Origin of the sequence: Streptomyces sp. NPDC086777, assembly GCF_040702065.1 — a bacterium.
Classification (GTDB): Bacteria; Actinomycetota; Actinomycetes; order Streptomycetales; family Streptomycetaceae; genus Streptomyces.
Genome location: NZ_JBFBJI010000001.1, coordinates 73,455 through 93,304 on the forward strand (window position 1 = coordinate 73,455; position 19,850 = coordinate 93,304).

Genomic DNA, 19,850 nt, shown 5'->3' on the forward strand with positions numbered 1-19,850 from the left:
TTCTTCCGTCCGGGGGCAGTCGCTCGTCGGTCAGGCCGACGGCCGTGGGCCGTTCCTGCGCGCCGCTTCGGCCAGAGCAGCGAAGGGGCGCTCGGCGAGAGCCGCGGTCAGCTGGTCGTGCCATCGCGGGAGGGGGGCGAGGCCGTATCGGGCCCAGTTGCCGTGGCCCAGGACGCCGGACGCCGGGCGAGCGGCCTGGCGCGGGAACTTCTCCGAGCCGACCGGGCGGATCCGTGCGGGGTCGAGGCCCGCGAGGTGGAAGGTCTCCCGCGCCAGGCCGTACCACGTGGTGTGGCCGTCCGCCGTGCCGTGGTAGCTGCCCGCCGGCGCCCGCCCGGCCAGGGCCGCACGGCCGAGCTCGGCCAGTTGCCGGGCGAGCGCGCGGGACCAGGTGGGCTGGCCGTGCTGGTCGGCCACCACGTCCAGGGTCTCGCGACGGGCGGCGAGTTCGAGCACGGTGGCCACGAAGTTACGGCCGTGCGCGCCGTAGAGCCAGGCGGTGCGCACGACATAGCCGGTGCGCGGCAGCAGTTCGGCCACGGCCCGCTCCCCCGCCAGCTTGCTGCGCCCGTAGGCGTTGACCGGACCTGTCGGCGCGTCCTCGGGGCAGGGCTCACGGCTGTCGCCCGGGAACACGTAGTCGGTGGAGACGTGCAGCAGGAGCGCACCGCTGTCCGCACAGGCCCGTGCCAGGTGGCGGACTCCCGTGCCGTTCACGGCCGTGGCTGCCGCCTCGGACCGCTCGGCGCCGTCGACGTCCGTCCAGGCGGCGCAGTTGACGACCACACGCTGGCCCGTGACGGCCGCGCGGACGGCGGTCGGGTCGGTGATGTCCAGCTCGGCACGGCCTAGTCCCGTCACCACGGCGTCCGGACGAGTGGCGAGTTCGGCCAGCATGTCCTGCCCGAGGAGCCCGCGGGCGCCGGTCACCAGCCATCCGATGCTCACCGCAGCCCCGCCCTCTCCTTGAGCGGTGCCCACCAGGAGCGGTTTTCGCGGTACCAGGAGACCGTGGCGGCCAGGCCCGCGGCGAAGTCCACCCGCGGCTCGTACCCGAGCTCCTCGCGGATCTTGCCGTCGTCCAGTGAGTAGCGCAGGTCGTGGCCCTTGCGGTCGGCCACCTGCTCGACCCGGTCCCAGCCCGCACCGACCGCGTCCAGCAACAGACCGGTGAGCTTGTGGTTGCTCAGCTCGGTCCCGCCACCGATGTGATAGACGTGCCCGGCCCTGCCGCCGTGCAGGACCAGGTCGATGCCCCGGCAGTGGTCGGATACGTGCAGCCAGTCGCGGATGTTGCGGCCGTCGCCGTACAGGGGGACCGTCTTCCCGTCGAGCAGGTTGGTGATGAAGAGCGGGATGACCTTCTCGGGGAACTGGTAGGGCCCGTAGTTGTTGGTGCACCGGGTGACGACGACGTCCAGGCCGTGGGTACGGTGGTAGGCGAGCGCCAGCATGTCGGAGCCGGCCTTCGATGCGGAGTACGGGGAGTTCGGCGCGAGCGGCCACGTCTCGGGCCAGGAGCCCTGGCCGATCGAGCCGTACACCTCGTCGGTGGAGACGTGGACGAAGCGGCCGACGCGGTGGCGGTGGGCCGCGTCCAGGAGCATCTGGGTGCCCATCACGTTCGTACGGACGAAGGGGCCGGCACCGTCGATGGACCGGTCCACATGCGACTCGGCGGCGAAATGAACCACCGCGTCCTGGGCCGCCATCACCTGGTCGACCACGTCCGGGTCACAGATGTCTCCCTGGACGAACGTGAAACCCGGGTGCTTCGCCACGGGCGCCAGGTTGGCCTCGACCCCTGAGTACGTGAGTTTGTCGAGGACGGTGATCCGTGTCCTCGGCTCAGACTTCAGCCGTCGGCGGACGTACTCCGAACCGATGAATCCGGCGCCGCCGGTCACAAGAATGCGCATGGCTCTCTGTCTTTCCTGCCGCCCAGCGTGCGCCACGTTCCTGGCAAGCCGGACCGGCTGAGGTCGGTGTTGTAGGACTCGGCGTCGAGTGTGGGGCGACGCCGGAGGCGGGGGCGGAACGCGGGCGGTGCCCCGAGGCCGAAGCCTTGGGGCACCGTCGCGCGTCCGAGTCAGGGTGGGTGGTCGGTACTGCGGGTACCGCCGCTCACCCTGCGGTCGTCACGGACTGCAGATCACGTACGCCGTGAGTGTCGAGCCGTCGTTACTGGTGGCCTGCCAACCCGTGGCGGGGGAGCCGCCGATCGGGGCACTCTGGCTCGCGGCGGCGCCAGCCGTGGGGTCCTGATACCCACCGCCGAGAGCCGACTGACCGACTGGGCAGGTGGCGGTCGACTGAGCTCCCTGGGCTCCGGTCACGACGGTGGTGCTGACCGCTCCCTGGGTGCCTTGCGTACCCTGAGGGCCCTGCGAACCGGTGGCGCCGGTGTCACCCTGCGGGCCCGTGGGACCGGTCGCACCCGTGGTGCCGGTGGCACCCTGAGAACCCTGCGGGCCGGTGGCGCCGGTCAGGCCGGTCGACCCCGTGGCACCCTGCGGGCCGGTGGGACCAGTCGCACCCGTGGCACCCGTGGCGCCCGTGGTGCCCTGGAAGCCCTGCGCACCCTGAGCACCCGTGTCGCCCTGGAAGCCCTGCGCACCCGTGGCGCCCGTGGTGCCCTGGAAGCCCTGCGCACCCTGAGCACCCGTGTCACCCTGGAAACCCTGCGCACCCTGGACGCCCGGGTCACCCTGGAAACCCTGGAAGCCCTGCGCACCCTGAGCGCCAGTCTCACCCTGGAAACCCTGAGCACCCGTGTCACCCTGGAAACCCTGCGCACCCTGGACGCCCGGGTCACCCTGGAAGCCCTGGAAACCCTGGAAGCCCTGCGCACCCTGAGCACCCGTGTCACCCTGGAAGCCCTGGAAGCCCTGGAAACCCTGCGCACCCTGAGCGCCAGTCTCACCCTGGAACCCCTGGAACCCCTGGAAACCCTGCGCACCCGTGGCACCTTGCGAGCCCTGAGGCCCAGTGGCCCCGGTCAGGCCGGTCGACCCCGTGGCACCCTGCGGGCCCACGGGCCCGGTCGCACCCGTGGCACCGGTCGCCCCGGTGTCACCCTGGGCGCCGGTGGCCCCGGTGTTGCCCTGGAAGCCCTGAGAGCCCTGGACACCCGCGTCACCCTGGAAACCCTGGAAGCCCCGCGGACCCTGGACACCAGTGTCGCCCTGCGAACCCTGCGGACCGGTGGCACCCGTCAGGCCGGTCGACCCCGTGGCACCCTGCGGGCCCACGGGCCCGGTCGCACCCGTGGCACCGGTCGCCCCGGTGTCACCCTGGGCGCCGGTGGCCCCGGTGTTGCCCTGGAAGCCCTGAGAGCCCTGGACACCCGCGTCACCCTGGAAACCCTGGAAGCCCCGCGGACCCTGGACACCAGTGTCGCCCTGCGAACCCTGCGGACCGGTGGCACCCGTCAGGCCGGTCGACCCCGTGGCACCCTGCGGGCCCACGGGCCCGGTCGCACCCGTGGCACCGGTCGCCCCGGTGTTGCCCTGGAAGCCCTGAGAGCCCTGGACACCCGTGTCACCCTGGACACCGGGGTCGCCCTGGAAACCCTGTGAACCCTGGACACCGGGCCCGCCCTGAGAACCCTGGGACCCCTGGACACCCGGGTCGCCCTGGAAACCCTGTGAACCCTGGACACCGGGCCCGCCCTGAGAACCCTGGGACCCCTGGACACCCGGGTCACCCTGGAAACCCTTCGGCCCCTGAGTACCGGTGTCTCCCTTGTCCCCCTTGTCTCCCTTGTCCCCCTTGACGCCCTGCGGCCCCTGAGCACCCGGGACGCCCTGGAAACCCTGCGGGCCCTGCGGGCCCCTGTCGCCACGCGACCCCTGCGGCCCACGGTCACCGTGCGGGTCGCTCTTACCCGCCTTCACCTGCCCCTTGCCGTGGTCGACGCTCACGGCACCGTTCGGGCCGGGCAGCCCCGCACTGCTGCTCGTGCCGGAGCGGTGGATCGCGTCGGCGATGGCCGCGGCGCTCGGAGCGATATTGAGCACGACTGCAAGCGCGCCCACCGAAACCAGAGTTGCGGATTTCACGCGCGAAATCCGCATTGTTCTACGGCTCACTGAGAACCTTCCTCGCGAAACTTGGGAAGCGGCCATGCCGTATACGCACGCACCGAGCGCGCTCACCAGACGGCGGCCATCGACGGTTTCATTGTTCACTTCCGGCGATGAAATAGTCAGGAATGGGCCCCGACATAGTCCAATATCACCCGGCTGGCGGCAACGAGTCGAATTAGTGCAGGACGTCAGAAATTGCGACTCAATACGACCGGGTGCCGCGGGACTTCTGCGATACGTATGCCGACCTCGAGCGAAGAGCGGCAGGCCCTGCCGTTCGACCGTTCGACCCTCCTCCGGCGTGGGCACCGCCGCGCCCACGCCGGAGGAGACACGGCACAAGGTCCTCGGGCCAGGCGATGGCCGGCGAAGGGACGAGCGAACCGATCCCGAACTACCGCTGCGGCGCGTACCCTTTGGAACACGGGTACACAACTGCGGAGTTGGCCCCCAGCGCAATGAAGGCGTGGCCCGGTCACTCCGAGCGAGAAACACCCGCAGTGGTGCGTGGTGCCGTCCAGCCGGACCGCCTCCAGTTTCCCGAACGCCCGGGAAACCGATACGGATATCGACCACGACGTCCATGACGGCGCCGCCACCGCATGTCACATCCTTGGCCCGTCCAGCGGAACGACGCGTAGTGAATACCGCGGAGAGCGCCACTGAGGAGGTGAACGCCGCGGGCGTGCCGGCCCAGGGCCCAACTCCCCGCCGTCACACGAACCAACGTCCTGCCACGCAGCCGTTCCCGCCGAACTAGTGTCTTCGGGACAGCAGCCGCGCGACTTTGGCCAGGAGAGGGACACCGTCACGCGGAAGCTCGCGGACCGGTGCGCAGCACTTCCTCACCGCGCGGTCCGCTGTCCTCTCTGCCCCGTGGGGGTGCCACGTGATACCGGGAATCCTCCAGGAGACCCAGCAGGTAATGACCGTATCCGCTCGCGAGCAGCGGCTGGGCCAGCTCCCGGAGCCGGTCGTCGTCGATCAGTCCGGCCCGCCAGGCCGCCTCCTCGACACAGCCGACCTTGAAGCCCTGACGCTGCTCGATCACCCGGACGAACTCCGACGCCTCGACCATTGAGGCAAAGGTCCCCGTGTCCAGCCAGGCGGTGCCCCGGTCAAGCCGGGTGACGTGCAGTTCCCCGGACTCCAGATAGACGCGGTTGAGGTCGGTGATCTCCAACTCGCCCCTGACGCTGGGTCTGAGGCCGCGCGCGAAATCCACGCCCCGGTTGTCGTAGAAGTACAGGCCGGGCACGGCGTACCGCGACTTCGGCCGGGCCGGTTTCTCCTCGACGGACAGCACCCGTCCCTGCTCGTCGAACTCCACGACACCGTAGGCCGAGGGGTTGGCGACCTGGTAGGCGAACACTCTTCCGCCCGTCAGGTCGCCGTAGCAGGACAGCTGTGTGCCCAGTCCGGTGCCGTGGAAGATGTTGTCGCCCAGGATCAGGGCAACCGGCTCGCCGCCGATGAAGTCGGCCCCGAGGACGAGGGCATGAGCGATGCCCTTCGGGCACTCCTGTGCCACATATTCCAGCCGCAGCCCCAGCTGGCCGCCGTCGCCGAGCAACCGGCGAAACTGATCCTGGTCTTGCGGGGTGGTGACGATCAGGATCTCCCGAATGCCAGCCATCAGCAGTGTGGAGAGCGGGTAGTAGACCATCGGTTTGTCGAAGACCGGCAGGAGTTGTTTGGACACCGAACGGGTCAAGGGCCACAGCCTCGAGCCGGTACCTCCGGCCAGCAGAATTCCGCGCACGGCATCACCATAGGCGAACTGCCAGCAGATGCCCCTTTTATGCCACGCGTGGCGCACCGGCCGGTGCCTTCGGGGACACGAGCGGGCCCCTCGGCCGGATGCTGTCACCGCGGCGGTCGAGACGATCGCCGGCCAGAGAACCCTCCCCCCACTACATCGGGGGCGTGGAAACGGGGTTGATCACCGTCACGGACGAACTGCACGCCCCCACGCCGTGGGCCGATCTCGACCAGGGGCCCTCGCGGCCCAGTCAGCCGCCCAGCCCATGCCAGGTACAGAAGTCCGCAGAGTCATCGACCATGCACCGACGACCGTGAGGCTCGGCATGAAGTGATCCCGGCTCTGGGCTCACGTCGGGTAGTCGAAGTTGAAGGACCCACGGTGATGCCGTGCGCCTGGAGGCCACCAGAACCAAATGGTCTCGCCCGGGGGGACCCGCGAGGTCCGACCTCGGCCTGGTGCTGCCATGGCGCTGGTGGTTCTCCCGACACCGAAGACTTCCGGCCGCCCAAACGCCGCGAACGCTTCGACACTGAGGGAGTACACCGCCTCCTGCAGGAACTGGGGCGCGTCAGCCTCCAAGAACAAGCCCCAGCACCAGGCCGCGGATCCACTCGAGTCCCCACGAGTGGTGGCTCCCACCCGGTGGACTGAGCAGTCGCTTGGTCCACCCAGGGCCGCCTCGTGCTCCCAACAGGTGATAATTCCGATATATGAATTATCGCCCGACAACCGTGGTAATGATCCGCTCTGTCCAAGTGTGCAGCCTCTGCTTGGCAGAGCTCCCCTAGGGGACTGCCGGCTCGGCGTTGCACACCCTCAGAGAATGGAGACACGCGAATGAAGTACGGCTTGAGAGGCTTGTCCGCAGTGATCGGAGCGGTCGCCGCTGGGGCACTCCTCGCCTCGCCTGCGGTCGCCCAGAACGCCACGCACGCGGCGGCCGGAGCCAAGTACTCCACACCCCGACTCCCGTCCGGGAAGTTGGCGAACGAGAACGGCCATAAGAGCGGTGGAGTCGGCACGCGCTGCCGCGAGGACGAGCGCGGCTTCGGCACGGCCATCGTGGCCAACGGAACCTTCGCGAACGCCGAGTTCCGCCTGGTGACGAACGGTAAAGGGGAGGCCTTCCTCAACGACAGCCGAACCCCGGGGGTATGGACGGACATCGATGTCGTCCCCAACGCCCCGAAGTGTGTGATCGACGCCGACGTGTCTGCTACCGACAGCGGCGCACCCAACCCCAACAAGCTCTTCCTCACCGTGGAAACCGACAGGGGGGCGATCTACGAGGCCGTATGCAACATCACCGCGACTCCGTTCAGCGCGTCGAACCTGGGGGCTCTCTGCGGCGCAGGCTTCACTGAACTTTCGGGGACACCGGTGCGATAACACTCCGTGTGCCGGCCCCGGTTCTTCCGCCCCGGGGTCGGCACACACGGTCTATGCGGCCAACCCCTCGACGAAGATGCCCGGTTCGCGCCCTCGTAGTCGACCGGCCTCGTGGACCGCAGACGCTGTGCAGCCGCCTGGTGTTGTGGAATTCGGTGGTCCAGGCGGCAACCCTCTCGGGGTGGCACGCGGATGCGATCAGAGAACCTCGACACGCTCGTCCCGGCAACGGTTGCGGGCATCGAAGACGTATGCCCCTGCTTCTGCGACGAGCGCGTAGTCGAAGTCGTCGTGGTCGGTGGCCACCACGACCACGTCGGCTGCCCTGATCTCCTCCTCGGTGAGTTCGACCTGGGTGATCTCCGGGGGAACGAGGTGCGAATCGGTGTGCGACTCCACCACGAACAGCCGGGCGCCGAGATCCAGAAGTGAATAGGCAAGGACCAGGGCCGGAGAATCGCGGATGTCGCCGACGTTCTTCTTGTAGGCCAGGCCGAGTTGCAGGATGCGCGAGCCGTTGACCGGTTTGCCGCGATCATTCAGCCCACGGATGATCCGTTCCACTACACGGGCAGGCATTTGATCGTTGATCTCATGGGCCAGCGCGAGAAACCGGAGGTCCTGCTTCAGCAGGCTCCTCACTTGCCACGACAGGTAAGACGGGTCGACAGGAAGGAAGTGCCCACCGACGCCCAGCCCAGGCCTGAAGGGCATGAACCCGAACGGTTTCGTGCTGGCAGCTTCGATGGCCTCCCAGATGTCGGCCCCCAACTGTCGGAAAACTATGGCCATCTCGTTGACCAGCGCGATGTTGACATGCCGGAAGGTGTTCTCAAGCAGTCTGGTCAGCTCAGCTGTTCGGCAGGAGCTCACGCAGACGGTTCGCTCCACGATAAGGCCGTAGAAGCGCTCGATGCTTCGCAGCGATTCGGCATCGATACCTGAGATCACCTTGGGTGTGTTCTCCAGATGCCAGTCCGGGTTCCCTGGGTCGACGCGCTCGGGACTGTAGCCGAGGTGGAAGTCATCGCCTGCCTTCAGTCCGCTGCCCGCCTCCAATAGCGGGCGCAGCAGACTCTCGGTCGTCCCCGGATACGTCGTGGACTCAAAAATGACCGTGGCGCCCCGGGTGATGTGAGGGGCGATGCTTCGCCCGGCACACTCCACGAAGCTCAGATCCGGTACCCCGTTACGCAGTGGCGTGGGCACCGTGATGACACACACGTCGAAGGCGTCGACCCGACAAAAATCGGTGGTGACATGGAGGCAACCACTTCGCATCGCTGCCATGAGGCGTGCGTTGTCGATGCCTTCAACGTAGGAGTCGCAGGCCTTAAGACGCTCGATTCGTAGTCTATCCGCGTCCAGGCCGACGACGGAGTAACCCGCCTCAACCCCACGAATGGCCAGGGGAAGGCCTGCGTATCCCATACCTACGATAATCAGCCTGGGCTTGACTTCGGCATCGCTCTTCTGCCGCACCTTCACCACACCCACTTCTCTCCCGAGGAGTCCACCGGCATATGCCAGGGCCTAGTTATGCACCAAAGTGGCGTCGGTCGGCAACCTTGGTGTGGGTTTCCTGCCAGCATCACCCTATTTCCGTAACCGATCCCGTGACACACCCGAACGAGTAGAGGTCGACTGACAGAGTTTCAACTTGGTCGACAACTCGTATAAGTGAACGTTGTATCGACAACTCGTATAGATGAACATTGTTTCGAGGACGGTCAAGTCCTTGCATGAGGCACCGACTTCCAAAACCCCTGAACCGGAGTGACACCACACATGAATCAAGGTTCCAAGCATCTGGTCACCGGTGGAGTCAGCTTCACAGGCTGCATTCTCGCGGCCCGGCAGGTACACACCCGTCCAACGCCCTACCTCGGTGATGTGGCTGTCGCCACGGGGGCTGAGAGTCGAGAGATCGACGGCTGCGGTAGTAGTGCTGACGGCAGGTCACCCGCCGGTCTTCAGGTCAGCACTGGACGCAGACCTCGCCACCGCAGCCGGCAGGTCCGATGGCTTGCGGGTCGTAATGGCAGCGCTGGCTGGAGCCGGCTTCAGCTTCCTCTTCCACAACAGCCATCCGGGGGAATCTCTGGAAAAGTACCACCACTTTGTCCCAGGTCGGGGGCCCTGACGGCACCGCAGTGATGTAGGTGCACCGAACGCCGCCAGGGGGCGGGGCGTGCCCGCAGTGGACCCTTCTGCGGACAAGCGCAAAGATTCCAGCCGCCCCCTGGTGGCACCCACATTCCACCGATCCGCCTTTCCAGTTGTCACCGCTCCTGGTGGAGCGCCTACGCCGGCCCCGTTATTTTTCGAAACCGCTCAGGCGGTACGGAGTGACGGTGATCGTCGATCTGGACTCAACCCCGCGGTTCCTTGCGCGCACTGTGCCCCGACTCTGCTCCGTGCTCGCCGCCGGAGCACTCGCCGACGTTGCGTCGGTGGACTCGGCTGACACCGACGTACCGCCGTGGTGAGTGGAGTTTGCGACAACCGACGAGATGCCGTCTCATAAGCCGGCTGAGCCGGTCGTCATCTCAAGACGTGGACTCTACTGGGTGATCGCGACTGGGACTGAACCACCCGGGCAGGAAGCGGCTCGATGATCGCTCGTATCGACGAAGAGAGCCATCTCCTTGCAGGGAGATTTCGCAGGTACCTGATATGACTGGTCACTCTATTTCATTCGCCCTGTCATACGGCTTTCCGACAGTCCGGTCGGCGGACCTTCATCTGCAGGCGGCATCAGAGGGCGCAACCAATTAAGTTCTCCAAAGATACCCAGGTGACCGCCACAAAGCGTGTAACATGACATTCCGTGAGGATCATCTCAGAGTCACCCCACGCGCACGCGGTGGCCATGTCGTATCTGCAGTACGTCCTTGAGGGGGACTGGGTCGAGAGGCGAAGACTGGAGAAGGAATATCCGAATCTCCCTGCCGGCATTGCCGTGGTAGGACTGAAAGCAGTGGATGAAATCGCGCTGCCCGCCATTCGGCAAACCCCAGACGTCCACAAAGAGAGGAGGATTCTGAATTCACGCCAGATTTTCGCTACGCGGGAACGCGTACCCCCTCGGGTGTTTTCTAGGTTGCAGACTCGAATGTTGGCCCACTTGGTACTGCGCCTTATCAGCACGGAACGCACTGCCATCGGTTTGTCTCGTAGAGAAGAACGACTATTCGACAGAGCCCAGCGCGCCCAGAGGCTCCGAGTCCTGGCCGGAAAGTGGTACTAGCCCTCCCACGCTCCGGCAGGATCGATCGACTCACTTTCCGTGGGGACACTTCGGTGTGCGGTCGAAGAGTCAAGGACGAGCGGCAGCCGCGGTTGGGTATGGCCTCTTGTGGCGACGAAGACCATCAATCGCCGCACGGACCTCAGGGACGTCGTGCCGCTATCAGTCGCCACCCTGCAGCCGCGCCGGTGCGGGAGACACCCCAGCTGAATGCATCATCTTGGGTGCAGATTGGTTTTGGGATGGTCTGCCCCACGCGTCCCTGGACGTCGCCACCCCTTCTCCGAGGACGACGTCGGCGTTATCACCGGCGGTCTTGCCATCCGCACCGCTCCCGGCCGTGACGGACGGCGCAGGATCACGCCTCGGGCAAGGTCGCCCTCGGTGGCGAAGGTCCACTGGTCGGGGATACGGGCCGCTTGCCAGCGTTCCCGGCGGTGACAGGCGGACGCACGGTCATGGTCCACCGTCCCATCCAACTCCGCCTGAAAAAACACTAATTGAAATACAAGACCCCGGCGGTGCCGGAGTACTGGCGTTGCACTCCGGCGGAGATAGTGCCCTTCTTCACGAAGCCGGTGTCGTCCAGGATCAACACACCGCCTGCCGTGCCGAGTTGTTCTACGACGTATGCCTGGATGTCGTCGCGCAGGCCGTCGGGGTCCCAGCGGCTGTGGGAAAGCAGGTGCTGCAGGCCGTGTGGGGTGGAGTGGCCGGCGTACTCGGCGAGCTGCCAGCTGTTTTTTCGGCCGCCCGAGCCAAGCAGTCCGCGGACCTAGTCCCGCATCCGCCGCCGGGCCTCCACGCGGGCGAAGCGAGCTCCGGTTTGCAGGAAGAGTTCCTCGAGTTCCAGGTCCCAGGCGTTCGTCGGTACATCGTGGATCACAACAACGGACTGCTCACCGCGCTGTCACTACGTGCGGCGCGGACACCCGTTGATGGGACGGCCGGTCCAAGACCGTCCCTCGCATGCCCAATCCCCGCTACACCCCCCACCGCCAGGCCGTTGACCAGCAGAAGCACAGAAGTCCGGCTGGAGTATTAGATCACCAATGGCTGGGCGTACCCGTCCAGGAACCGGCCGATCCGAGTGATCGCATCCCGCAGATCGCCGACCGCCGTGACACCGCACCGGTCTCGCTGGAGCCGCATGGCCGAGATCCCGTTTGGAACAGCCTTGCGGAATTGAGAGTGCGCTGAAGGGATTTCCTTCGGCCTACCGAGTGAGTTTTCGATCCAGACCCCAGGTAAAGGGTTACTTTCGGACAAGATCGTCCTGAAGTGCGGCAGCATGCCGCCACACGAGTGCACGACCGTGCGCGATACCTGGAACTACAGAGAGGCGCCTTCCATGTCCGTCCTGAGGAAATCCCTTCGCATTTTCCCCGCCGTCACCCTAGGAGCTGCACTTCTGGGGATGAGTGCCGGTCTCGTGCGAGCGGTCCCAGCCGCGCCCCAGAAAACACAGAAAGCCACCCGTGCTTCCGACGACTGGCGCAAGACGGCCGTCCAGTACGCGGACGCCCACTGGAACTGGAGCACATGGGACGACAGCACCCCGCGAGTGAAGGACGGCCAGGCTCAGCCCTATTTCGAATGCGCCGAGTTCGTCGCTCGCGCCCTTGCAGCGGGCGGCCTCATCCCCGGACTGAAGCCGGATGACCCTCAGGACTCCTATTACCACTACAAGGCACCGAACGGCAAGGAATACGACCTCCTGCTGATCTCGGACGTCATCGGCTACCGGAGCCTCTACGACTTCATCATGGACTACGATCTCGGCGCGGACATCGGTGACGATCCCACCCGGGCTCAGCCCGGAGACGTGGTGGTCATCTTCAACTCGGACTACTCGGACAAGCTGCACACGGGTCTCGTGGCCCAAGAGGTGAAGGGCGACGCGGATTCGACCGTCGACGCCCACAACAACGCGCATTACCGACGCACGTACCACAAATTCGATGCGGCCGGATACGCCCACATCATCCATATCGATCCAGATGTGATCAAATCACAGAGGCCCGCCGTTCAGCCACCCTCCGACCCGGACCTCATCCGCTCCCACGCCAGTCACGCCCGCCCCTCCTAGCCTCAATACCGGGACTCTGTTGGTGATCTTGTCCGTGAAGCTGACGGTAGGGCCGTCGGATGGTTCGCTGGAGGAGTGCGGGGTGGCCTCGGATTTTGGGGTGTGGGGGCAGTGTCGTTACGGCCGGGGAGTTTCCAGCGGATTCCGGTGAGGCCGGTGGGAACAGCTCGGGTGGCGTGCCCGAAGGGCACTGCAGCGATGCTTATCCGGGACCGGCTCGATGTCCTGTTCGAGGACGACGCGTTCGTCGGGCTGTATCCCTCCGACGGCAAGCCGGGGCTTGCCTCCCGGACAGCCGGCGCTGGTGTCGGTGCTGCAGTTCGCGGAGAACCTCTCCGACCGCGCGGCGGCGGACGCCGTCCGCACCCGAATCGACTGGAAGTACGCCCTCGGCCTTGAACTGGAGGATCCGGGGTTCGACCACTCGGTTCTGTGCGAGTTCAGGGCCCGACTGGCCGAACGGGACGGCGCCGTTGATGAGTTGCTGCCGCTGATGCTGGACCGCCTGATGGAGGCCGGCCTGCTCAGGACCAGGGGCCGGCAGCGTACCGACGCCACATGTGCTGGCCGCGGTTCGCACCCTCAGCCGCCTGGAACTGGCCGGGGAGACGCTGCGGGCGGCGCTGGAGGAACTGGCCGAGGCTGCCCCCGCCTGGCTGACTCCGCTGATCGAGCCCGAGTGGACCGAGCGATACGGACGCCGGGTGGAGATCGGCTAGTGCCGCATCAGGCAACGTTTGCCCTGTTCGCGACCTTGCGGAGGCGTTCGTCGGCGGCGTGTTTGTTCCGCCAGATGATGTAGCGGCGGATCATGCTGCCCTGCTCCTTGTGGCTGGCGTGGTCGGTGCCGTCGAGAGCGAGGTAGCGCAGGGCCGTGAACTGGGCCTCGATCCGGTTGAGCCAGGAGCTGTTGGTCGGGGTGTAGGCGATCTCCACGTTGTTGGCCGTCGCCCATGTCTCGACCCGCTGGCACCGCTTCGTGGTCAGGTGCGGGGAGTAGTTGTCGCAGACGATCGCGATGCGTTTCTCGACCGGGTGCAGTGAGCGCAGGTAGCGACAGAACTTCAGGAACTTCGACCTGTTCTTGGTCTTCTTGATGTGTCCGTAGAGCTGGTCCTTGGTGAGGTCGTAAGCGGCGAACAGGTGCCGGACCCCGTGCGGGCGGGTGTAGGTCGCCCGCCGCCGGGGCCGAGGACCGCGATCAGGGTCCTTGTGTCGGCCGCCGCGTTCGGCCCATTGCCGGCCGGGGTGGGGCTGGAGGTTGAGCGGGCCGAACTCGTCCATGCAGAAGACGACGTCGGGCTCGCCCTCCTCGGGTATGACCTCGCCGTCGGCGATCGCGTAGAGGTGCTCGACCCGCACCTTCTTCGCCGCGTAGTCCGGGTCACGGGAGGTCTTCCAGGTCTTCACGCGTTGAAATGAGACGCCCTCCTCGCGGAGCAGGACCCGTAGACCCTCGTGGCTGATGTCGTCGACCACCCCCTCGGCGACCAGGAAGTCGGCCAGCTTGGCCAGGCTCCAGGTCGAGAACGGCAGGCCGTGCTCGGCCGGCCTGGACTTGGCGGTCTTCTTGATCTCCCGGCGCTCCGCAAGCGTGAAAGTTCTCGGCCGGCCGCCTTTGTACTTCGGGTAGAGCGCCTGGAAGCCGTCGGCATTGAAGTTGTGGATCACGTCCCGGACCCGGTCCGGGCTGGTGAACGTCACTTCGGCGATCTTCGTCACCGGCATGCCTTGCGCAGATAACAGCACCATCTGGGCGCGGCGCCAGGTCACCACCGACCCGGTACCCCTGCGGATGATCCGCAGCAGCCGCCTGCCCTCGTCATCATCGATCTTACGGACGCGTACTCGCTCTGCCACGGCCACAGCCTGACGGTTACGAACTACCCGGCACAAACACGTCACGCCGCGTGCGCTACTCCGGAACAGACCCGCACCGTCGCGGGCTACCGGACTCGAACCGGCTCAGACCGACAAAGGGTCACAATCTCGAAGATTGAAGCGGATTTCCCATCTCGCCTTTGCCCACGACGGCTGACCACAGCCTACCGACAACCACCATGCTCTACAGGGCAAACGTTGCCTGATGCGGCACTAGCTGCCGGGCCGGAAGGCAGCCGTGACCGCCCGGGCCGGGGAATTCGGCAGGGACGGACAGAAGATCCTCACCACAGCCTGGGCCTCCAACGCCCCACCCCACCTCCGGCTGCTGCCACAGGTGGAGACCCTCCGCCAGGTCTGGGTCCACCACTACTACTGGGACATGGACCAAGCCCTGCGCTGGCGTGACGGCCACGCCCTGCCGCCCGCCTCGCTGCGGTTCGACTCCCCCTATGACACCGACGCGCACTACTGCGTCAAACGGGACACCGCGTGGAGCGGATACCGGACGTATTTCACGGAAACCTGCGACGAAGAGCGCCCCGAGTTCTCCCTGTCATATGGCTTTCCGACAGGCCGGCAGGTGGACCTTCATCTGCAATGCGATACCAGAGGACACAACCAATTAAGTTCTCCGAAGATACACAGGCAAGGGACACGAAGCGTGTAACATGACATTCCGTGAGGATCATCCCGGAGCCACCCTATGTGCACGCGGTGGCCATGTCGTATCTGCAGCACATCCTTGAGGGGGACTGGGTCGAGAGACGGGGACTGGAGAAAGAATATCCGAATCTCTCCTCCGGTATCGCCGCGGTAGGGCTGAAAGCGGTGGACGAAATCGCACTGCCCGCCACTCGACTAACCGCGGACGTCCACAAAGAGAAGAGAATTCTGCATTCGCGCCAAATTTTCGCCACGCGGAAGCGCGTACCCCCTCGGGTCTTTCCTCGGTTGCAGACTCGAATGTTGGCCCGCCGGGTGCTGCGCCTTATCGGTACGGAACGCGCTGCTGTTGGTTTCTCTCGTAGAGAAGAACGGCTATTCGACAGAGCCCAGCGCGCCCGGAGGCTCCGAGACCTGGCCGGAAAGCGGTACTAGTCCCACGCTCCGGCAGGAGCTAAGGACGAGCGGCAACTCCGCTTGGGTACAGCCCTCTGTGCCGCCATCAGTTGCCGCCCTGCAGCAGCGCCGGGGCGGGAGACACCACCGCTGGATGCATCATCTTGAGTGCGGATAGGTTTTGGGGTGGTCTGTCCCACGCAGCCCTGGACGCCGCCAGCCCTTCTCGGAACTGGTGCGTCTCGCGGGCCGTTGCGCGACGAAGGTCCTCGACAAGACACCGCGGGCGGCGACGATCAGACACGAAACAGGTCGGCAGGCGCGGATCGCCATCGGTCGGCATCGCCCATGATCGACCGGTCGACGGTCCTGGCCGCAGTGGTGATCGCGACGTTCTGGGGGTCAAGTGACAGGTGGCGGCCCAGAGCAAGAACGAGCGTGCCTGGTTTTGGCGACTCTTGTTTGCGATCAGCCATCGGTCGATATTCCCCGTCCCCACGACAGCAGCTCAACACTCGGAGCAGTGGAAACCGGCGCCACCCCGAAGCGACACTCGGGTCTTCGGCCTCCACAGCCTCAGCCCACGACACAAAAACGGTCCACCGACTCCGTCGGCGGACCGTAACGAAACTTCGAGGCTAACCAAACCGGCGCTTCGGTACTCGCCGAACGCACCGGCGATGACCCGCGTCACGTCATCGTCGCAATGCCACGTGCACACAGATGAAACGGACGATACGCGAGGCCCAAATCGATCTGGTCCCGGTAAGAGCAGTCAGCGAGAACCCCCGCCAGTGATCACTTCCAAGTTCCGCCGCACAGTGCACCATCGGTGATCAAATCCAGACAGATCAAGTCGGCAAGAAGACATCTCGTAGATGTACTTCCGAGCGCAGCGGCATCCGAGTTGTCTGCCACAGAGCGGCCCTGGACCGCATTTGACCCCCGGAATGCCCGATACGCGGCGTGGACGCCAGACAGAAATGACCACACCTGTAGCGCAGATTCGACCTGGATTCGACCCCGAAGGTTTGTTTTGCAGGTAAACATGGCCTCTGACCTGCGGAAATACGGGGCGGCAGACGAGTCGGGCTGTACGCCGGGTTCTGTGCCCCGGTCCCTCGCGGGTGCCGGGGTGACGGCCATCCATCTAGGGCCGGTGTTGCCACCGGCCTCGTGCGGTCTACCCGGGGACTCGGGCGGGCAGCCCTCGAACGTCCCCGCAGAGCGCGTTTTGCCGCGCTCCTCTTGACCTTGCTCCGGGTGGGGTTTACCTAGCTGCCCAGGTCGCCCTGGGCACTGGTGGTCTCTTACACCACCGTTTCACCCTTACCGGGGACCGAGGTCCCCGGCGGTCTGCTTTCTGTGGCACTGTCCCGCGAGTCGCCTCGGGTGGCCGTTAGCCACCACCCTGCCCTGTGGAGCCCGGACGTTCCTCGGGAAGACCCCCGTCAAGGGGACTCCACGCGGCCGTCCGCCCGGCTCGTCTGCCGTGTGGACCATGTTACCGGGCGGGACGGCCTCTTCGGTGCCGAGGCCAGCGTCGCCAGCACCGAGCCTGTGAGGATCAGCGCGAAGGAGACGGCGATCGTGGGCGTGAAGCTCTCGCCCAGGAAGAGGGCGCCCGCCGCCACCGCCACCGCCGGGTTGACGTACGTGATCACCGTGGAGCGGGTCGGGCCTATCTCCTTGATGAGCTCCAGGAACGCCACGAAGGCCACCGCCGTGCAGAGGACGCCCAGGGCGAGGAGGGAGAGCAGGGCGTTCGTTGAGGGGACGGAGGACGGCCAGGTCGCGGCCGCCGCCGGGGCGTAGACCACGGTCGCCAGGGTCAGGCACGGCGCTATCAGCTGCAGCGTCGGCACGTCCTTCAGGCGGCGGGCCGCTATCAGGGGGGCCGTCGCGTAGCCGATGACCGTGAGCAGGACCTCGCCCAGCGAGCGGGCGTCGCCGCCGGTGAGGTGGGGGATGGTGAGGACCGCCACGCCGGCCAGGCCGATCAGGAGGCCGGCGATCCGGCGGGCGCCCAGGTGTTCGCGCTCGCCGCCGAAGTACCTCCCGGCCACCACGCCGACGATCGGTACGCCGGCGATCAGCAGGCCCGCCGTCGAGCTGGAGAGGTGCCGTTCGGCGTCCGTGAGGGTGAACCAGGGGCCCATGATCTCTATGCACGCGAAGGCCAGCATCGGGCGCCAGTGGGTGCGGAGGGTGAGGAGGAGGCCGCCCTGGCGGATGGCCAGGGGGAGGAGGAGCAGGGCGCCGACCGCGCACCTCGCGAACACCACCGTCGACGGGGACACCTCGTCCACCGCCACCTTGATCATCAGATAGGGGATGCCCCAGATCACTCCCATGAGGGAGAACAGGAACCAGCCGCGTGCAGTCATACGGAAAGCTTCGCCGTCAGTACCGTTCGGCGTCTTGAACGCTGTTGCGGTACGCCGCCGGGGTCACGCCCAGCACCCGGCGGAACCAGCGGGTCAGGTGGGCCTGGTCGGCGAAGCCCACCAGCGTCGCCACCTCCGCCGGGCGCAGGCCGGCCTCCAGCAGCCCACGGGCACGGTTCACCCGGTACTGGGCCAGCCAGGCGTACGGCGGCACGCCCATCGTCGTACGGAACGCCCGGAGCAGCTGGTAGCGGGAGAGGCCCAGGTCCGCGGCCAGGTCGGCGAGCGACGGCGGACAGGTCAGCTCGTCGGCCAGGCGGTCCCGGACCAGCAGGGAGATGCCGTGCGCCCCAGGGACCCGGTCGGTCGCCTGCCGTGCCGTGGAGTGGCGGCGAGAGAGGGCCGTCAGCAGCCAGGGGAGACGGGATTCGGCTTCCAGGGGGTCGGGGCAGGCGGCCAGTTCGGTGTGGGTCCGGCGGAAGGCCGCGGCGAGCTCGGGGTCGTCGAGGACGGGGTCCCGGAAGTGCGGTACGGCGTCCAGGGTCCCGTCCGCCAGCAGGGCCGGGTCCGCGTACAGGGCGCGGTAGGCGTAGCCGTCGGTCGGGGTGGCCGGGCCGCCCGTGTGCATCTCGCCGGGGGCCAGGACGACGATCGATCCGGGGCCGGTGCTGATGTGGCCGCCGCGGTAGTCGATGACCTCGGAGCCGCCGACGCACACCCCGATGGTGAACTCGGCGTGCGCGTGCGGGGCGTAGGTGTGCCGTTCGAAGTTCGCCGTCAGCAGGTCCAGCGCCGGGCCGCAGCGGCCCAGCCTCGCCCTCGTCCACCGTGCCTGTTCCGCCACGTCGTACCCCCTTGCGCTAAGGGTGCAACGACTTCAGGCCCCGTTTCCATGCCGCGTCCAGGTCGGCGTCCTGCGGGAAACGGCCGTGGATCTCCAGGACCACCATGCCGTGGGCGAACGCCCAGGTGGCGCGGGCCAGGTCCCGGTCGCCGCCGCAGGCCCGCAGGAGCGGGAGGGCGGCCCGGTCCTCCAGGCCCTCTGGCAGCTGGGCCCGCGGCAGGGGGCGTTCGGTGGCCAGGCTGTAGAGGTGGGGGTGGGCCAGGGCGTAGGCGCGGTAGGCCTCGCCCAGGGCCTCCAGAGAGCCGGGGTGCCGGGACCCGGCCGCCTCCAGGGCCGCCGCCGACTCCTCCAGCATCTGCGCGGTCAGCTCCACCTCCACGGCGTGCTTGTCCGGGAAGTGCTTGTAGAGGGAGGGGGCCTTGATGCCGAGGCGGTCGGCGATGGTGCGCATGGTGAGGACGGCGGGTCCGGACTCCTCCAGCAGCTCCCGGGCCGCCGCCACGATCTCCCGCGCCCTCGGCGTCAGCCGATCGGCCGCGCCGGTGGCGGCAGCCGCCTCAGAACCGTCGGTCGCGTCAGTCACGCTGGAAGCCCTCCTTCGTCCGCAGCCCGTACCCGAAGGCGCGATCGTACGAGATGTGGGCCAGCCAGCCGCACAGGGCGGCGAACGCCGGGGGCCAGGAGACGAGCGGCTGCGCCGCGTACACCGCCAGCAGGGCGAGCGGGACCAGTGCCCGGTGCATCGCGTTGTAGTACGGCACCGCGCGGGACGGCAACTGGCCCTTGGCCATCGTGGGCGCCTCGCCGAGGGCGACCAGGAAGGTGAGGTCGGGGAGGATCAGGAAGAGCAGGGCCAGGATGCCGGCGAGCCAGCCGTGGTTCACGCCCTCCAGGATCGCGAACGCCGTCCAGAACAGGGCAGCGGCCAGCCAGGCGGTGCGGCGGGCCACCGCGGTGGCGGTGCGGAGGGAGGGGGTGACGTTCGTGGTGCTGGTCATGGCTGCCTCCAGGGGCAATGTCAGCTAACGTCGTTAGCCACCACCGTAAGGCTAACGACGTTAGCCGTCAAGTCCGCCGACTGCGGCACCCTCCGCG

The 19,850-nt window shown here is 66.9% G+C and carries 12 protein-coding genes, 1 other RNA gene and 3 pseudogenes; 4 read left to right on the plus strand and 12 right to left on the minus strand.

The annotated features are described in order from the left end of the window. Positions 1-30: 30 nt before the first annotated feature. Positions 31-948, minus strand: a complete 918-nt coding sequence (gene rfbD, locus AB0472_RS00345) for a dTDP-4-dehydrorhamnose reductase (RefSeq protein WP_366352024.1) — start codon at positions 946-948, stop codon at positions 31-33. Beyond that, complete coding sequence (gene rfbB / locus AB0472_RS00350) at positions 945-1,919, minus strand: dTDP-glucose 4,6-dehydratase (RefSeq protein WP_366352026.1); 975 nt, start codon at positions 1,917-1,919, stop codon at positions 945-947. Before rfbB ends, rfbD begins: the two co-directional genes overlap by 4 nt. Positions 1,920-2,366: 447 nt before the next feature. Here rfbB and AB0472_RS00355 point away from each other — a divergent pair, with 447 nt between their 5' ends. Further along, positions 2,367-3,578 carry a hypothetical protein gene (locus AB0472_RS00355; RefSeq protein WP_366352028.1) on the plus strand — a complete coding sequence of 404 codons (1,212 nt, stop codon included), beginning with the start codon at positions 2,367-2,369 and terminating at the stop codon, positions 3,576-3,578. 1,318 nt (positions 3,579-4,896) lie between these two features. Here the strand turns inward: AB0472_RS00355 and rfbA are convergent. Then, positions 4,897-5,850 (minus strand): glucose-1-phosphate thymidylyltransferase RfbA, encoded by a 954-nt coding sequence (gene rfbA, locus AB0472_RS00360; protein ID WP_366352672.1) that lies wholly within the window; start codon positions 5,848-5,850, stop codon positions 4,897-4,899. Positions 5,851-6,690: 840 nt separating this feature from the next. On the opposite strand from rfbA, the gene AB0472_RS00365 reads away from it, so the two are divergent. Continuing rightward, positions 6,691-7,242, plus strand: coding sequence for a hypothetical protein (locus AB0472_RS00365; RefSeq protein ID WP_366352030.1), 552 nt, complete (start codon positions 6,691-6,693; stop codon positions 7,240-7,242). Positions 7,243-7,440: 198 nt separating this feature from the next. On the opposite strand, the gene AB0472_RS00370 is transcribed toward AB0472_RS00365, so the two are convergent. Further along, positions 7,441-8,739 carry a nucleotide sugar dehydrogenase gene (locus AB0472_RS00370; protein WP_366352032.1) on the minus strand — a complete coding sequence of 433 codons (1,299 nt, stop codon included), beginning with the start codon at positions 8,737-8,739 and terminating at the stop codon, positions 7,441-7,443. Positions 8,740-11,006: 2,267 nt separating this feature from the next. Then, positions 11,007-11,324: pseudogene (locus tag AB0472_RS00375) on the minus strand (transposase); the annotation flags it as partial. Positions 11,325-11,909: 585 nt separating this feature from the next. On the opposite strand from AB0472_RS00375, the gene AB0472_RS00380 reads away from it, so the two are divergent. Continuing rightward, on the plus strand, positions 11,910-12,581 hold the full coding sequence (locus tag AB0472_RS00380; RefSeq protein WP_366352034.1) for a hypothetical protein: 672 nt from the start codon (positions 11,910-11,912) through the stop codon (positions 12,579-12,581). A 141-nt stretch (positions 12,582-12,722) separates the two neighbouring features. Then, positions 12,723-13,291: pseudogene (locus AB0472_RS00385) on the plus strand (transposase); the annotation flags it as partial. A 16-nt stretch (positions 13,292-13,307) separates the two neighbouring features. Here the strand turns inward: AB0472_RS00385 and AB0472_RS00390 are convergent. The 7 genes and pseudogenes from AB0472_RS00390 to AB0472_RS00420 all read right to left on the minus strand — a co-directional run bounded on the left by AB0472_RS00390 (position 13,308) and on the right by AB0472_RS00420 (position 19,753). Then, positions 13,308-14,441 carry an IS630 family transposase gene (locus AB0472_RS00390; RefSeq protein ID WP_366352036.1) on the minus strand — a complete coding sequence of 378 codons (1,134 nt, stop codon included), beginning with the start codon at positions 14,439-14,441 and terminating at the stop codon, positions 13,308-13,310. Positions 14,442-15,820: 1,379 nt separating this feature from the next. Then, positions 15,821-16,000, minus strand: a complete 180-nt coding sequence (locus AB0472_RS00395) for a hypothetical protein (protein ID WP_366352038.1) — start codon at positions 15,998-16,000, stop codon at positions 15,821-15,823. A 603-nt stretch (positions 16,001-16,603) separates the two neighbouring features. Then, positions 16,604-17,010: RNase P RNA component class A (gene rnpB, locus AB0472_RS00400), an RNA gene on the minus strand. A 115-nt stretch (positions 17,011-17,125) separates the two neighbouring features. Further along, positions 17,126-17,911, minus strand: a pseudogene (locus AB0472_RS00405) (DMT family transporter); the annotation flags it as partial. 16 nt (positions 17,912-17,927) lie between these two features. Beyond that, positions 17,928-18,755, minus strand: coding sequence for an AraC family transcriptional regulator (locus tag AB0472_RS00410; RefSeq protein ID WP_366352040.1), 828 nt, complete (start codon positions 18,753-18,755; stop codon positions 17,928-17,930). 16 nt (positions 18,756-18,771) lie between these two features. Further along, positions 18,772-19,281: a TetR/AcrR family transcriptional regulator gene (locus AB0472_RS00415; protein ID WP_366352674.1), complete on the minus strand. Its 510-nt coding sequence runs from the start codon at positions 19,279-19,281 to the stop codon at positions 18,772-18,774. Between the two features lie 49 nt (positions 19,282-19,330). After that, entirely contained in the window at positions 19,331-19,753 is a 423-nt protein-coding gene (locus AB0472_RS00420; protein WP_366352042.1) for a DUF4260 family protein, read from the minus strand. Positions 19,754-19,850 lie beyond the last annotated feature (97 nt).

What these genes read in the sequence shown, in the direction of transcription:
- rfbB (WP_366352026.1), bottom strand. Translation starts at nt 1,919, where the DNA reads ATGCGCATTCTTGTGACCGGCGGCGCCGGATTCATCGGTTCGGAGTAC.
- AB0472_RS00365 (WP_366352030.1), top strand. Translation starts at nt 6,691, where the DNA reads ATGAAGTACGGCTTGAGAGGCTTGTCCGCAGTGATCGGAGCGGTCGCC.
- AB0472_RS00395 (WP_366352038.1), bottom strand. Translation starts at nt 16,000, where the DNA reads ATGGCTGATCGCAAACAAGAGTCGCCAAAACCAGGCACGCTCGTTCTT.
- AB0472_RS00380 (WP_366352034.1), top strand. Translation starts at nt 11,910, where the DNA reads ATGAGTGCCGGTCTCGTGCGAGCGGTCCCAGCCGCGCCCCAGAAAACA.
- AB0472_RS00420 (WP_366352042.1), bottom strand. Translation starts at nt 19,753, where the DNA reads ATGACCAGCACCACGAACGTCACCCCCTCCCTCCGCACCGCCACCGCG.